The 14311-nt window shown below is 71.0% G+C and carries 13 protein-coding genes; 5 read left to right on the top strand and 8 right to left on the bottom strand.

The window, feature by feature from the left end; all coding sequences use genetic code 11:
* Positions 1-5: 5 nt before the first annotated feature.
* The 4 genes from AB0912_RS23140 to AB0912_RS23125 all read right to left on the bottom strand — a co-directional run bounded on the left by AB0912_RS23140 (position 6) and on the right by AB0912_RS23125 (position 5101).
* Positions 6-1604: a carboxyl transferase domain-containing protein gene (locus AB0912_RS23140; RefSeq protein ID WP_366702690.1), complete on the bottom strand. Its 1599-nt coding sequence runs from the start codon at positions 1602-1604 to the stop codon at positions 6-8.
* Positions 1601-3307, bottom strand: a complete 1707-nt coding sequence (locus AB0912_RS23135; RefSeq protein WP_366702688.1) for an acyclic terpene utilization AtuA family protein — start codon at positions 3305-3307, stop codon at positions 1601-1603. Before AB0912_RS23135 ends, AB0912_RS23140 begins: the two co-directional genes overlap by 4 nt.
* Positions 3304-4107, bottom strand: a complete 804-nt coding sequence (locus AB0912_RS23130; RefSeq protein ID WP_366702686.1) for a TIGR03084 family metal-binding protein — start codon at positions 4105-4107, stop codon at positions 3304-3306. The genes AB0912_RS23135 and AB0912_RS23130 overlap by 4 nt, the downstream gene beginning before the upstream one ends.
* Before the next feature lie 328 nt (positions 4108-4435).
* Positions 4436-5101: an HAD family hydrolase gene (locus AB0912_RS23125; RefSeq protein WP_366702684.1), complete on the bottom strand. Its 666-nt coding sequence runs from the start codon at positions 5099-5101 to the stop codon at positions 4436-4438.
* A gap of 81 nt (positions 5102-5182) precedes the next feature.
* On the opposite strand from AB0912_RS23125, the gene AB0912_RS23120 reads away from it, so the two are divergent.
* On the top strand, positions 5183-6382 hold the full coding sequence (locus AB0912_RS23120) for a helix-turn-helix transcriptional regulator (RefSeq protein WP_366702682.1): 1200 nt from the start codon (positions 5183-5185) through the stop codon (positions 6380-6382).
* Positions 6383-7056: 674 nt separating this feature from the next.
* Here the strand turns inward: AB0912_RS23120 and AB0912_RS23115 are convergent.
* Complete coding sequence (locus tag AB0912_RS23115) at positions 7057-7830, bottom strand: glycosyltransferase family 2 protein (protein WP_366702680.1); 774 nt, start codon at positions 7828-7830, stop codon at positions 7057-7059.
* Positions 7831-8098: 268 nt separating this feature from the next.
* Between AB0912_RS23115 and AB0912_RS23110 the strand changes: the two genes are divergently transcribed.
* Positions 8099-8632 carry an NUDIX hydrolase gene (locus AB0912_RS23110; RefSeq protein WP_366702678.1) on the top strand — a complete coding sequence of 178 codons (534 nt, stop codon included), beginning with the start codon at positions 8099-8101 and terminating at the stop codon, positions 8630-8632.
* Here AB0912_RS23110 and AB0912_RS23105 read toward each other — a convergent pair.
* Positions 8610-9950 (bottom strand): helix-turn-helix transcriptional regulator, encoded by a 1341-nt coding sequence (locus tag AB0912_RS23105; RefSeq protein WP_366702676.1) that lies wholly within the window; start codon positions 9948-9950, stop codon positions 8610-8612. The two genes, AB0912_RS23110 and AB0912_RS23105, sit on opposite strands and share 23 nt — an antisense overlap.
* Positions 9951-10075: 125 nt before the next feature.
* Here AB0912_RS23105 and AB0912_RS23100 point away from each other — a divergent pair, with 125 nt between their 5' ends.
* From AB0912_RS23100 to AB0912_RS23090, 3 genes are all read left to right on the top strand, one after another.
* Positions 10076-10306, top strand: a complete 231-nt coding sequence (locus tag AB0912_RS23100; RefSeq protein WP_366702674.1) for a hypothetical protein — start codon at positions 10076-10078, stop codon at positions 10304-10306.
* A gap of 92 nt (positions 10307-10398) precedes the next feature.
* Positions 10399-10842 carry a hypothetical protein gene (locus AB0912_RS23095; protein ID WP_366702672.1) on the top strand — a complete coding sequence of 148 codons (444 nt, stop codon included), beginning with the start codon at positions 10399-10401 and terminating at the stop codon, positions 10840-10842.
* A gap of 68 nt (positions 10843-10910) precedes the next feature.
* The gene (locus tag AB0912_RS23090; protein ID WP_366702670.1) at positions 10911-11747 is read left to right on the top strand and encodes a protein kinase; all 837 of its coding nucleotides are present in this window, start codon (positions 10911-10913) and stop codon (positions 11745-11747) included.
* Between the two features lie 113 nt (positions 11748-11860).
* Here AB0912_RS23090 and AB0912_RS23085 read toward each other — a convergent pair whose 3' ends face one another.
* Together AB0912_RS23085 and AB0912_RS23080 are read right to left on the bottom strand one after the other, a co-directional pair.
* On the bottom strand, positions 11861-12853 hold the full coding sequence (locus AB0912_RS23085) for an EamA family transporter (protein WP_366702668.1): 993 nt from the start codon (positions 12851-12853) through the stop codon (positions 11861-11863).
* A gap of 285 nt (positions 12854-13138) precedes the next feature.
* Complete coding sequence (locus AB0912_RS23080; protein ID WP_366702666.1) at positions 13139-14272, bottom strand: peptidoglycan bridge formation glycyltransferase FemA/FemB family protein; 1134 nt, start codon at positions 14270-14272, stop codon at positions 13139-13141.
* Between the last annotated feature and the right edge of the window lie 39 nt (positions 14273-14311).

The following is a 14311-nucleotide window of genomic DNA, read 5'->3' as shown; positions in this document are numbered from 1 at the left end:
AACCCTCACATCCGGAAGACGCCGAAACCACCGCGCGCGCCCTCGAAAGACGCCGTGTGGATCGCGGACAGACACAGACCCAGCACCGTGCGGGTGTCCCGCGGATCGATCACCCCGTCGTCGTAGAGCCGGCCCGACAGGAACATCGGCAACGACTCCGACTCGATCTGCTGCTCCACCATCGCCCGCAGCGCCGCGTCCGCGTCGTCGTCGTACGGCCGCCCCTTCGCCACCGCCGACTGCCGCGCCACGATCGACAGCACCCCCGCCAACTGCTGCGGCCCCATCACCGCCGACTTCGCACTCGGCCACGCGAACAGGAACCGGGGATCATAGGCGCGCCCGCACATCCCGTAATGGCCCGCCCCGTACGAGGCGCCCATCAGCACCGACAGATGCGGGACCCGCGAGTTGCTCACCGCGTTGATCATCATCGCGCCGTGCTTGATGATGCCGCCCTGCTCGTACTCCCGGCCCACCATGTAGCCCGTCGTGTTGTGCAGGAACACCAGGGGGATGTCACGCTGGTTCGCCAACTGGATGAACTGCGCCGCCTTCTGGGACTCCGCGCTGAACAGCACACCCTGGGCGTTGGCCAGTACTCCCACCGGATAACCGTGCAGCGACGCCCAGCCGGTCACCAGACTCGTCCCGTACAGCGGCTTGAACTCGTCGAAGTCCGAACCGTCCACCACCCGCGCGATCACCTCACGCGGATCGAACGGGTGCCGCAGATCGCCCGGGACGATCCCGAGCAGCTCCTCCACGTCGTACTTCGGCGGCTCCACCACCCCCGGATCGGCGTACGCCTTGCGGTGGTTGAGCCGCGCCACCACGCGCCGCGCCTGCCGCAGCGCGTCCGGCTCGTCCACGGCGAAGTGATCCGCGAGACCGGACACGCGGGCGTGCATCTCGGCACCGCCGAGCGACTCGTCGTCGCTCTCCTCGCCGGTCGCCATCTTCACCAGCGGCGGACCGCCCAGGAAGACCTTCGCCCGCTCCTTCACCATGATCACGTGGTCCGACATCCCCGGCACATACGCGCCGCCCGCCGTCGAGTTCCCGAACACCACCGCCACCGTCGGAATCCCGGCCGCCGACAAACGGGTGATGTCACGGAAGATCGCCCCGCCGGGGATGAAGATCTCCTTCTGCGACGGCAGATCGGCGCCCCCCGACTCGACCAGACTGATGCAGGGCAGCCGGTTCGCGAGAGCGATGTCGTTCGCCCGCAGCGCCTTCTTCAGACTCCACGGATTGCTGGCCCCGCCCCGGACCGTCGGATCGTTCGCGGTGATCAGACACTCGACGCCCTCCACCACCCCGATACCGGTGACCAGCGAGGCCCCCACCGCGTACTCGCTGCCCCACGCCGCGAGCGGCGACAGCTCCAGGAAGGGCGTGTCAACATCGAGCAACAGCTCGATACGCTCCCGGGCCGTCAGCTTGCCGCGCTTACGATGACGTTCAACGTATTTTTCACCGCCCCCCGCCAGCGCCTTCGCGTGCTCGGCGTCCAGCTCGGCAAGCTTGGCGAGCATGCTCGCCCGGTACTCCGCGTACTCGGCGCCCTTCGGATCGAGCGCGGAGGAAAGCACGGTCACAGCAGGACCTCCGGAATATCCACATGCCGGGAGCGAAGCCACTCGCCGAGAGCCTTGGCCTGGGGGTCGAAACGGGCCTGGGAGGCGACGCCCTCGCCGAGGATTCCCTCGACGACGAAATTGAGGGCGCGGAGGTTGGGGAGTACATGCCTGACAACTGACAGATAACGACTTTCAGATATCAATGACTGAAATCTGTCAGTTGTCAGTTGATGCGCCAGCCAGCGCCAGGCCTCATCCGTGCGGGCCCACACCCCGACGTTCGCGTCCCCGCCCTTGTCCCCGCTGCGCGCCCCCGCGACCAGCCCCAAGGGCGCCCGCCGGGTGGGCCCTGCCGGCAGCGGCACGGGAAGAACCGGTTCTGCCACCGCTTCCAGTGCGCGCGTCTCGTAGGGCGGGGCCACGGGTATCCGGCGCCCGTCGTGCAGGACGGCGACATGCTCCACCGCGTCCTGGGGCACGTACGCGGCCTCGAAAACACCGTACGGCGAGCCCGGCCCCGGCGGTGCCAGAACGTGGAATCCCGGATAGCTGGCGAGCGCGAGTTCGATGGCGGCGCCGCTGAGGGTGCGGCCGACGGCGGCCTGGTCCTGGTCGCGGACGACGAGGCGGAGCAGGGCGGCGGCGGTCTCCTCGGTGGGGGCGTCGGGGTGGTCGGTGCGCGCGAGGTCCCACCGGACGTCCGCCGGCCGGGGCTTGGCGGTGTCGAGGGCGGTTTCCATCTGGGCGCGGACGAACGCGGCCTTGCGCTCGATGTCGAGGCCGGTGAGGACGAAGGCGACCTCGTTGCGGAAGCCGCCGAGCCGGTTGAGGCCGACTTTGAGGGTGGGGGGCGGGGCCTCGCCGCGGACGCCGCTGATCCGGACGCGGTCGGGGCCGGCCTGGGTGAGGGTGAGGGTGTCGAGGCGGGCGGTGACGTCGGGTCCCGCGTAGCGGGCGCCCTGGGTCTCGTAGAGGAGCTGGGCGGTGACGGTGCCGATGTCCACGATGCCGCCGGTGCCGTCGTGCTTGGTGATGACGCTGCTGCCGTCCTCGTGGAGTTCGGCGAGGGGGAAGCCGGGGCGGTGCAGGCGGGCGGGGTCGTGGTCGGTGAAGAAGGCGTAGTTGCCGCCGGTGGCCTGGGTGCCGCATTCGAGGACGTGTCCGGCGACGACGGCTCCGGCGAGGCGGTCGTGGTCCCGGGATGTCCAGCCGAAGTGGGCGACGGCGGGTCCGGTGACGAGGGCGGCGTCGGTGACGCGTCCGGTGATGACGATGTCGGCGCCCTCGCGCAGGCAGGCGGCGATACCGGCGCCGCCGAGGTAGGCGTGGGCGGCGAGGCTGCCGGGGTGGTGCGGGGTGCGGTCGTCGCCTTCGACGTGGGCGACGCGGGCGGGGATGCCGAGCCGGCCGGCGAGGTCGCGGACGGCGTCGGCGAGGGCGGCGGGGTTGAGGCCGCCGGCGTTGGTGACGATGCGGACGCCGCGGTCGTGGGCGAGGCCGAGGCCTTCCTCCAGTTGGCGCAGGAAGGTCTTGGCGTAGCCGCGGGCAGGGTCTTTGAGGCGGTCGCGGCCGAGGATGAGCATGGTGAGTTCGGCGAGGTAGTCGCCGGTGAGGAAGTCGAGGGGGCCGCCGGTGAGCATGTCGCGCAGGGCGTCGAAGCGGTCGCCGTAGAAGCCGGAGGCGTTGCCGATACGCAGGGGGCGCGGGGTCGTGGGGGTCACCGGCGGGCTCCCTGGGGTGGGCGGCCGGTGCCGGGGGGTCCGGCGAAGGCCTGGGCGATGTCGAGCCAGCGGTCGGCGTCGGGGCCCTGGGCGTGGACGGCGAGGTCGGTGCGGTGGGCTCGCTGGGTGACGAGGAGGCAGAAGTCGAGGGCGGGGCCGGTGACGCGTTGGGGGGCGTCGGCGGGGCCGTGGGTCCAGACGTCTCCGGCGGGGCTCTGGAGTTCGACGCGGAACTCTTCGGTGGGGGCGGGCAGGCCGTGCGCGGCGAAGGCGAAGTCCCGGGCGCGCACGCCGATCCGGGCGACGTGCCGGAGCCGGTCGGTGGGTTCGCGCTGTACGCCGAGGGCGTCGGCGATGTCCTGGCCGTGGGCCCAGGTCTCCATGAGGCGGCCGGTGGCCATGGAGGCGACGGACATGGGCGGCCCGTACCAGGGGAAGCGGGTGCCGGCCGGTGCGGCGCGGAGGGCGTCTTCGAGGCCGGTACGTCCCGCACGCCAGGCGGTGAGCAGCCGGTCCGGGGGCTGCGCGGCGCCCTCGTCGGCGCCTTGGTCCACGAAGGTGTCGGGGGTGGCGATCGCCTTCTTGACCTCGTCGGCGAAGGCGTCGGCGTCGGTGACGGCGAGGAGGGCGGCGTGGTCGGTCCAGGTGAGGTGGGCGATCTGGTGGGCGATCGTCCAGCGCGGCGCGGGGGTGATCCGCACCCACCCGTCCCTGTCGAGCCCGGCGACGAGGCGGTCGAGTTCCTCGCTCTCGCGGTGCAGGTCGTCGATGACGGCGACCACGGACGAAGCGTCGGACACGGTGCGCTCCCCTCGGGACACGGCGGTGTGTGGGTGGGAGCATGCCAGCGCCCGGAGAAACAAGCAAGCGTGCTTGCATTAATTTAGGCTCCACGGTCACCGAGTCACAGGGTCGCGAAGTCAGGGAGCCACAGGTTCGCGGAGTCAGGGAGTCACAGAGTCAGGGAGTCACAGGGTCGCGGAGTCAGGGGGTCACAGGTTCGCGGAGTCAGGGAGTCACAGAGTCAGGGAGTCACAGGGTCGCGGAGTCAGGGGGTCACAGGTTCGCGGAGTCAGGGAGCCACAGAGTCAGGGAGTCACGGGGTCGCGGAGACCTCTCAACTCCCCTTCACCCGATGGCGTCGAGCGCGCGCCCGGTGTCGGCGAGGCCGTCGAGTACGACGTCGGCGCCCGCCGCGCGCAGTTCGTCCGCGGAGGTGCTGCCGGTGGCGACGGCGATGACCCGGACTCCGGCGCTCCGGGCTCCCGCGACGTCGGCGGGGGTGTCTCCGAGGAACACCGCGCCGCCGGGCGGGGTGGCCGTGCGGAAGAGGGCGGCGCGCAGCAACTCGGGGCGCTGCTCGCCGTCTTCGGCGTAGGCGCCGTCTTCGAGCCGCAGGTATCCGTCGAGCCCGAAGGCGGCGACCTTCACCTCGGCGGCCGCGCGGACGTTGCCCGTCACCACGGTCTGGGGCACCCCCCGCTCCTGGAGGCGGGCGAGGACGGCGGCGGCGCCCGGCAGCGCGTGCCCGCGCTCGCGCAGTTCCCCGGCGCGCCGCAGGTGTACGGCGCCGAGGGCGGAGGCGAATTCCTCGAACAGGGCTTCGCTGTAGGGCAGTTCGTGGAGCTTGGCCGTCTCGCGGAGGATGACTCGCTCGGTGGACCCGGTGACGGAGGCCTGCCGCCGCATGGTCAGCCCCGTCACCTCACGGAAGGCCTGCGCCCACAGCTCACGCCCGAGGCCGCCCGTCGCCATCAGCGTATGGTCGATGTCCCACAGCACCAGCTCCGGCACGGCGCCTCCTCTCTCGGTGGATTCCCGTGTCCCCACGTAGCGGGCACCCTACGCTCAGAACACGGAGCGAGGAGTGGGTGAATGGCTGCAGCGGACCTCCCCATCGGCGACCGGATCCGGCACTACAGGGGCGGGCGCCGTCAGGACGCCGTCGCGGGACTGGTCGGCATCACACCGGACTACCTCTCGCAGATCGAACGCGGCCTCAAATTGCCCTCGTTGCCGATCCTGTACGCCCTGGCGCAGGAGCTGGGCGTCCCCGCCTCGGCTCTGCTCGCGCAGTCACCGCCCCGCGGCGAGGCGGCAGCCGGTCCCGAGACGGCGGTGGGCCGAGCCCTCCTCGGCTGCGGGTCCGCGCTCGGCGGCGCCCCGATCCCGGCGAGCGTGTTGCGGGATCGGGTCGAGGCGGCCTGGCACGACTGGCAGACCAGCGGCGAGCGATTCACCCGTGCCGCAGAGGCGCTGCCGGGCTTGGTGGCCGACATGGAGCACGCTCTGCGTATCGCACGTGCGGGCGCCGACGCTTTGGAACGCCGTGCCGTTCTGCGTACGGCCGCCGACCTGTACTGCCTGCTCCGCTCGTACCTGCGTCGCGTCGGCCGTGTGGACCTCGCCGCCCTCGCCGCCGAACGGGCGACGCGAGCCGCCGAAGACGCCGACGATCCTCTGCGTATCGCGGTGGCGCAGTGGAATCTGGGACACGTGCTGCTCGCCGCCGACCAGCCGGCCGAGGCGGAGGAGCTGGCGCTACGTGCTGCCGAGCGGGTGGGCGCGGCGCGGCTGCCCGAGATCGAGCGGGCGGCGCTGGGCGGTGCTCTTCAGCTCGTTGCGGTGGTCGGGGCGGCGCGTCGTCGTCGTTGGCGGGAGGCGCGGGAGCGGCTGGAGCGTTATGCCGGGCCCGCCGCGTGCCGGGTGCCGGGTGCCAGCAACGTCGGCTGGACGGTGTTCGGGCCGACGAACATCGCCCTGCATGCTCTGTCCATCGAGATGGCGGCGGGCGAGACCGGCGAGGCACTGAGGACTGCGGACGCCGTCGACATCAGCGGCCTGCCCAGTCTGGAGCGGGAGTTCACCTTCGGTCTGGAGGTGGCGGCCTGCCATGGTCAGCGCCGGGACGACGCCGCGGCTCTGTTGTCTCTCCTCGGCCTGGAAGCGATCGCTCCGGAGGACCTGGCCCGGACGCCCCTTGCGCGACAACTGGTCCTCACCGTGATCCGCCGGGCGCGCGCGATGCACGCGCGGCAGGCCGAGCAACTGGCCGTGCGCATGGGGTTTGTGTAGTCCGCGAGCCTGTGGTCCACCCGGACTGTCAGCTCGGTTCGATTCGTTGAGCCCGAACTACGGTCGGGTGCGAGAGCCCAGTCACCTCGACCGTGGAGGCGTAACCCATGGCACCCAGCAGCAGTGCGACCATCGCCGCTGAGGCGCTTGCCGCCCTGCCGTTACCCGGCTTCGCCGCGGCTTACCGAGCAGCAGGTGCGCGGGCAGGCGTGCGTCTGGGACGCAGTGCCGCTCGCGGGAGTGGCCGCCGTCGACCTGGGCGGGCGCCACGCGCTGCGCGGGGGCCGACCGGTGCGCTGGTTTCCGCGAGGCTGTCCCCGTTGTGTGTCCGAGGCTGCCCTCCGGGCTCTGCCCGCGCACGCACCGACGTGCGAGCAATGTGTCGACGACGGGGGCCGATGCGCCGGGGGGCTCGCTCTGCGTCGCCTGATGAGGGACGCCAGGCGATGATCTGCGCCCGGTGCGACGAACCCGTCCGGCCCGGCGAGGCGACCCTGACGTATCCGATCGACATGGCGTCGGCGGGCGGAACCGACATCACGGTTCACGCCGAGCTGTGCAGGATGCCCGCTCACCAAACGGCCCCCACACCGGTGAGGTCCCCGTGGTCCCCGTCGCTGCCGGTGTGACTGCGAGCGACGACAGCCTCGGGAAGTCGGATGCTCCCCGGATTCCTAGATCCGGGAGTTGCGCAGGGACTGCCAGACCGCGCCGGCGAGGGCTCGGGTTGCTCGGGGGACCGAGAGGTTTTCGTGGGTTCGGTACAGCTCCCAGTTGTACGGGACCAGGGAGAGCTTGTTGGAGGAGAGGGAGTTCGCCTGGTGGGCGCGGTAGACGGCGAGGGGTTCGGGGAGGCCGCGGGCGTCGGCGCCGTCGCGCATGATGGACAGCCACAGGGCGTAGTCCTGCCGCTTGCGCATCTCCGGCATGAGTCTCGTGCCGAGGACGTTGCGGTCGTACATGGCGGTGAGGGCGCCGATGTGGTCCTGGACCAGCATGGCGCGGTAGTCCACGTGTTCGCGGGCGCGGATGACGCGGCCGTTGGGGACGAAGTCGGTGCTTTCGCCGTCGTGGTCGGCGTCCATCTTGAAGTACGAGGTGAAGGTCAGGGGGGCGGTGCCCTCCGCGGCGAACGCGAGCTGCCGTTCGGTCTTCTCCGGCAGCCACATGTCGTCGCTGTCGAGGAAGGCGACGTAGTCGCCGCGGGCTCGTTCGATGGCGAGGTTGCGGGCTCGTCCGGCGCCGCCGCGTTCGGGCGCCGTCGCGGGCCGGACGCGTTCGTCCTGGCGGGCGAACTCCATGAGCAGGTCCAGCGAGCCGTCGGACGACTGGTCGTCGGTGACCAGCAGCTCCAGATCGCTGTGGGTCTGCGTGAGCACCGAGCGGACGGCCGCACCGAGGGTGGCCGCCGAGTTGTAGACGGGCATCACAACGGACACCAGGGGCACGGCGCTCTCCTTGATCGGCCGGGAATCGACGGACCATTCAAGCATTGTGTTCGACCGGGAGCTGCCACGCGGGTCACAGAGGCGGTGCCACCGATCTTGGAGACGGTGGTCCGCAGGCCGCCGTCCGGTTGTCCTTCGTACCGCCGCGCGGCCCAAGTCGGTTACGCGGCAACGGTCTCCGGCATCTCGTCATCTTGACGCGAATAGTGTGTCCGTCTCCGACCCGATCTGAGATGCTGGGTCGCATCGGGTGAGAGGGGCGGCGTTCATGCAGTGGAAGACCCATGGCGAACGGCAGATCTATACCAACCAGTGGGTGAATCTGTGCCTGGTTGACGTCCAGCAGCCTGACGGACGCAGGTGGGAGTACCACGTCGTTCGCCTGCGGCACCTGGCCGTGGCGGCGGTGGTCAACTCGCGCCAGGAGGTCCTGATGATGTGGCGGCACCGCTTCATCACGGACTCGTGGGCGTGGGAGTTGCCCATGGGCCTGGTCGAGGAGGGCGAGACTCCTGAAGAGGCGGCGGCCCGTGAAGTCCTGGAAGAGACGGGATGGCGCCCCGGCCCCGTCAAGCCGCTCATCTACGCCGAGCCGGCCAACGGGATCACCGACTCGCAGCATCACGTCTTCCGCATGGACGGTGCGACCTACGCCGGCCCGCCGACGGAGAAGAACGAGTCGGACCGTATCGAGTGGATCCCTCTGGCGGAGGTACGCGGCATGATCGACCGCCGCGAGATCGTGAGCAGCGGTTCACTCGTCGGCTTGCTGTATCTGCTCATGGACGAGGCGGTCCGCTGACCGGTGGGAGCAGTGTCCGTAGTCGCGCCTCGAAGGCCAGGGCTACGGGCTCGGTCCGGTGCGGCGCCAATTGGGCGTAGAACTCGCGGAGATGGCCTGCGACGCGTTCGGACGCCACGGCCGATGCCGGTTCCAGTGCTTGCGTGGCGGTGTGGCAGGCCTGGTCGATCTTGTCCTGGTCCAGTTGGGTACGGGCGAGCCAGAACGAGTGGAATGCCCGGCCGCGCTGGTTGGTCCGGGCCTCGCGCCGTAACGCGTCCGCGATCAGCGGTTCGGCAGTGGCCGCTTCGCCGAGTCGGCCGTGAGCGATGCCTGTGTCCACGATCAGTTTCGTGTCGTCGAAGTACGTCACCCACGACGGGTCCGGGTCATTCCCCCGGATCAGCTCGAAGTGGCGGTGTGCCTCTCCGATCGCCCGGTGGGTGGATTCCCGGTTGCCGAGAGTGGCGTGGGCGAAGGCTTCGCGCATGGAGAGCATGGAAAGGACCCGGGGTGTGGTGGCCAGGTCCGAGCGGGCCCGGTCCTGGGCGGCGGTCACGAAGGCGAGAGAGTCACCGGGCTTGTCCTGGTATGTGCCCTGCAAGCTCATGCAGGCGAGGACGTTGGCCATGAACTGGCGGTCATCGATCTCTTTGGCCAGGTGCAGTGCCTCGGTGAAGTAGGCGCGGGCCTGGTTGTACTGGCGGGCGTCGAAGTACGTCCAGCCGGTCAGGCGAGCCAGCTCGGCCGCGATCGCGTACAGGCCGCTTTGGATGATCGGCGGGCGGCTCTCCTTCAGGAGTCCGACCACATGGCGGAGCTGTCCGACGATGGCCGGCCTCAGGGTCTCGCCGCCGTGCTGGTCGTCACGTCGCCAGTAGTCTTCGATCGAGGACCGGAAGGCGTCCAGCGTGGCTGTGCTGAGGCTGTTCTGTGAAGCCAACGCCAGGATGCCGTCCACGTCCGCCCCCGGCAGGGAGGCGAATTCCGGTTGGTCCGGATGCGGCGAGTGAGGGGCTTCGCGGTCCGCGGCGACGAGTGCCTGCGGTGTCTCCCAGGACCGCCGGGCAAGCCCGAGCATGTGTCCGGGGATACGTAAGCCGTCCGCGATGCGCTCGACAACGTCCATGTGCAGCAACTGGCGCCGCCCGGAGATGACTTCGCCGACACGGCTCGGTGTCAGGTCGCATCGCCTGGCGATCATCGACGGATAGACGCCCGCTCGGGCCTTCACCAGCCGGAAGACGACGGCGAAGTCGCGGACCGTGCACGCGTTGATCATCTCCGGGTCGGTGAGCAGCCTGGCCGGCAGTTCCGGCGGCGGGTCGGCATCGGGCATCGGCAAGCTCCCACACGGCGAGGGCTACGCAACGTCGCTGACTCTCTACTGGCCGCGATATTACCCAAGTTGGCTAATCAGCCTGGCCTTTCCGCAGCGGTGCCCGGATCGCGAAGCTCGTGGTCATGGCGAGCGATCAGCAGACCAGGCCAGGCATCGGTGAACTGGCCAAGGACAGCGCCCGAGACCGTATCGGCGTCGTCATGGGCGAACTCGGCGGTCGCGTACAGATGCGTCCGGTCCGGGGCGGCGTGGAGTGGAATGCCATGCCGGACCGAGTGGTGCCGCTCAGTGCGCGCGAGGAACTGAGCGCGCGTCTGACCGTGAAGAACGGCAACAGCCGGAGCGGTCTGTGATGCCCGCCGTCTGGTCGTCCATGAACCGGGCTCGGCGCCCTGGGGCCTGGGCGGGAAGCAAGTGCCGTGTCACATCTCGCGAAGGAGCAGAAATGACGGCGACAACGAACGAACAGAAGTCCGGCCGGGCGGTGGCTGGGGAGGAGTTGTTCGAGAGCCTCGCCCACTTCGTGGTCAGCCACAGCGGGCAGTCGCCCGAGCGGGCCGAACGGATCGCGGACCAGGCGGTCGCCTTCCTGGTCACGGCGGCCACCGCCACCGTCCCCATGGTTCCGTCGGACGACGTGGACCTCGGGCTGCACGCCCTCATCCTCCACACGAAGGAGTACGCCGAACTGTGCGCGACGCACGCGGGCCGCTTCCTGCACCACAACCCGAAGCCGGGCGGCGGCGGCCGTGACCCCGAGATGGTCGGCGCCTCGGTCCGCGCCATGAAGGCGGCCGGGTTCCTGGTCTTCGACGACCTTTGGACCGTGGACGGCGGGAACCTCGCGCAGTGCGACGCGGACTGTGGCCGCCCGTACGGTCGGGGATAGCGACGACACCAGCGATGCGGCCGGCCCCGGTCCGGGGCCGGCCGTGTTCGCCAGGAAGGAGAAGTGACGTGACCGGCTCACCTGCCGAACTGCCGATCGTGGTGCTCGACGCGCTCATGCCCACGGCCCGGCGGCTGGTCCTGGACCGGCGTGGCTCGATGGTCTGGGACGTGGAGAGCTACCGAGGACGCTACGCCGTGAAGCTCGGATACCCCATCGAGGCGACGGCCGACTGGCCTGCCCAGCCCTGGACGGCTCTCGCACCGGCCCGCGAAGGGGCCGTACTGCACCGCCTCGGCTCGCAGACGATCGCGTACGGCGAATGGGAGCGCGGAACATGGAACATGCAGCCCTGGTACGAGGGGCCGGACCTGTACGGACTGTGGGCGCCCTGCCGGGAGCAGGGGTCGTCCGTCGTCCCCCGTACCAGCGTCGTGCTGGGGTGCGTCGAGGCGTTGGCCGAACTCCATCGGAAGGGCTGGGCGCATGGTGATGTACAGCCCGCTCACTTCATCGTCGGGCCCGAACGGACGCGGCTCATCGACCTCGCCCTGGCCCGCGGGGGCCACGTGCCGAGCGGGTACGACTTCCCGTTCCGCGGCTGCCTCGTCCACTACGAGGCACCCGAGATCTCCCGGAGCGTGCTCGACACCGGAGAGGCCGAGCCGACGCCGGAAGCCGACGTCTACGCCCTCGGCGCGTCGCTGCTGATCTCCGCCACCGGTCGGCGGGCGGTCGCGTACCCGGACGACGCCCCGCGCCGCGTCCAACGGGAGGCCGTGGCGAACGGCAGGCGACGGGATGTGAGGGTGCCCGGGGAACTGGGTGCGCTGATCGAGGCCATGCTCAGCCACGCGCCCGAGGACAGGCCGACCCTCCCCGAGGTCGCCAAGGCGCTGAGCTGATCCTCGGCGGGCCGGGCGGAGAGGCTCACGCCTCCCGAACCGAGAGGCACACCTCCCGAACCGGGGGGTCTGCGCCTCCCCGTCGAGGGGCGCACGCCCGACGGCCAAGAGGGCTACGCCTCCGGGGCCGGTTTCAGGGGCTTGGGGTGGGGGCGGGATATCTGGGTGCGGACCGCGCCCATGCTGGCCGCGATGACCAGGGCGATGGCCAGGGCTTCCGTGAGGGAGAGGGCCTGGTCGAGGACGAGGAAGCCGGCGGTGGCGGCGATGGCCGGTTCGAGGCTCATGAGGATCGCGAACGTGGAGGCCGGCAGGCGGCGCAGCGCGAGCAGTTCGAGGGTGTACGGCAGGACGGAGGAGAGCAGGGCGACGGCCGCGCCGAGGGCCACCGTGGTCGGGACGAGGAGCCGGTGCCCCGATTCGGCGATGCCGAGGGGGAGGAACGCGACGGCGGCGACGACCATGGCGAGGGCGAGGCCGTCGGCCTGGGGGAAGCGCCGGCCGGTACGGGCGCTGAAGACGATGTACGCCGCCCACATGGCGCCCGCTCCGAGGGCGAAGGCGACACCGGCCGGGTCGAGGCTGCTGAAGCCTCCGCCGCCGAGCAGGAACACCCCGCCGAGCGCGAGGCCCGCCCAGAGGAGGTTCAGGGCGCGGCGCGAGGTCAGCACCGACAGCGCGAGGGGGCCGAGCACTTCGAGGGTGACGGCGGGGCCCAGGGGGATGCGGGCGACGGCCTGGTAGAAGAGGCCGTTCATCGCGGCCATGGTGAGGCCGAAGACGACGACCGTGTTCCAGTCCGCGCGGGAGTGGCCGCGCAGGGTGGGGCGGCAGACCGCCATCAGCACGATCGCCGCGACGAGCAGCCGCAGCGTGACGACGCCGAGGGCGCCGGCCCGGGGCATCAGGCTGACCGCCAGGGCGCCGCCGAACTGGACGGAGATCCCGCCCGCGAGCACCAGACCCACCGGCCCGAGCGCACCACGCCGGCCGGGACCGGAGGTACCGGCGGGACCGCGGGCGTCGGCGGTACCAGCTCCGGGCGCACCGGCCGTCGCGGGGGCGGCCGTTGCCGGGGTGGCGGGGGCGGCGCTGGGCGTGTTCACGGGGCCTTCCAGGGGTTCGGCTCAGGTTCGTCCATCGCAGGTTCGTTCATCGTGCTGCACCTGCCGGTCCAGAGTAATGGACCGGGTCAGGCGTGTGAACCTGTTATGCCACTGTCGCAGACGTGCGGCGGGAGTGCCGCCCCGGAGAGAGCGGTGAGAGCGGAGGGAGCGGAGGGAGCGGAGGGAGACCGGCAGGGGCTGATGTCGACCGGGGGGGGACGGAGCCTCGCGGCGCCCCCCCGGGGGGAACCGCGCGGCCGAGATCCACGGACACCGGGACACCGCTCAGCGGCGCGCCATGTACAGGTCGAGTGCCTTGTGCAGCAGCCGGTTGAGGGGGAAGTCCCATTCGCCGAGGTATTCGGCGGCCTCTCCGCCCGCCCCCGCCTTGAAGCGGAGCAGCCCGACGAGGTGGTCGGTCTCGTCGAGGGTGTCGGTGATGCCGCGGAAGTCGTAGACGGCGGCGCCGAGTTCGTGGGCGTCGGTCATCATCCGCCACTGGATGGCGTTGTTGGGCTGGACCTCGCGGCGGCGGCTGGTGGAGGCGCCGTAGGAGTACCAGACGTGGGTGCCGACGGTGAGCATGGTGGCGGCGGCGAGGACCTCGCCGTCGTGGTGGGCGAGGTAGAGCCGCATGCGGTCGGGGTCCTCGCCGGTGAGGGCGGTCCACATGCGCTGGAAGTAGGGCAGCGGGCGCGGGATGAAACGGTCGCGCTCGGCGGTCTCCGCGTACAGCTCGTAGAAGGCGGGGAGGTCGTCGTAGCCGCCGCGGACGACCTTGACGCCCGCCTTGTCGGCCTTCTTGATGTTGCGCCGCCACTGCTGGTTGAGGCCCTGGTGGATGTCGTCCAGGGTGCGGCCGGCGAAGGGGACCTGGAAGACGTAGCGGGGCTGGCCGGCGGCGAAGCCGTCCTCGCCGCCGGGTTCGGTGCGCTGCCAGCCCATCGCCCGCAGCCGGTCCGCGATGCCTGCGGCGGCGGGGTCCTCCGAGGTGGGGGGCACGTCGGCGAGGCGCCGTACGGCCGGGTCGGCGATGGCGGTCTTGACGGTGTCCGCGCTCCAGCGGCGGGCGACGACGGGCGGCCCCATCTTGACCGTGAACGCGCCGCGCGCCTTGAGGTGGGTGAGCATCGGGCGGAGCCAGCGCTCGGCGAGGTCGGGGTCCTGCCAGTCGATGACGGGGCCCTCGGGCAGGTAGGCGAGATAACGCCTGAGCTTGGGCAGGGGGCGCAGGAGGACGAGTCCGGCGCCCTGGAGGTGTCCCTGTTCGTCGAACCAGCCGAGGCTCTCGGCCTTCCAGTCGGGCTTCACGTCGCCCCAGGACGGGACCTGCATGTGGCTGACCGAGGGGCGGGAGCGGACGAAGGCGAGGTGGTCGTCGCGGGAGATCGTCTGGAGGCGGAGGGTCGTGCGGGTCATACGGGGCTCTCCTCGGGGGGCCTCGGGTCCTCGGTCCGG

It is taken from the genome of Streptomyces sp. NPDC007084 (genome assembly GCF_040703595.1).
In the GTDB taxonomy this organism is placed as follows: Bacteria; Actinomycetota; Actinomycetes; order Streptomycetales; family Streptomycetaceae; genus Streptomyces.
This window is presented reverse-complemented; position numbering and strand designations above follow the sequence as displayed.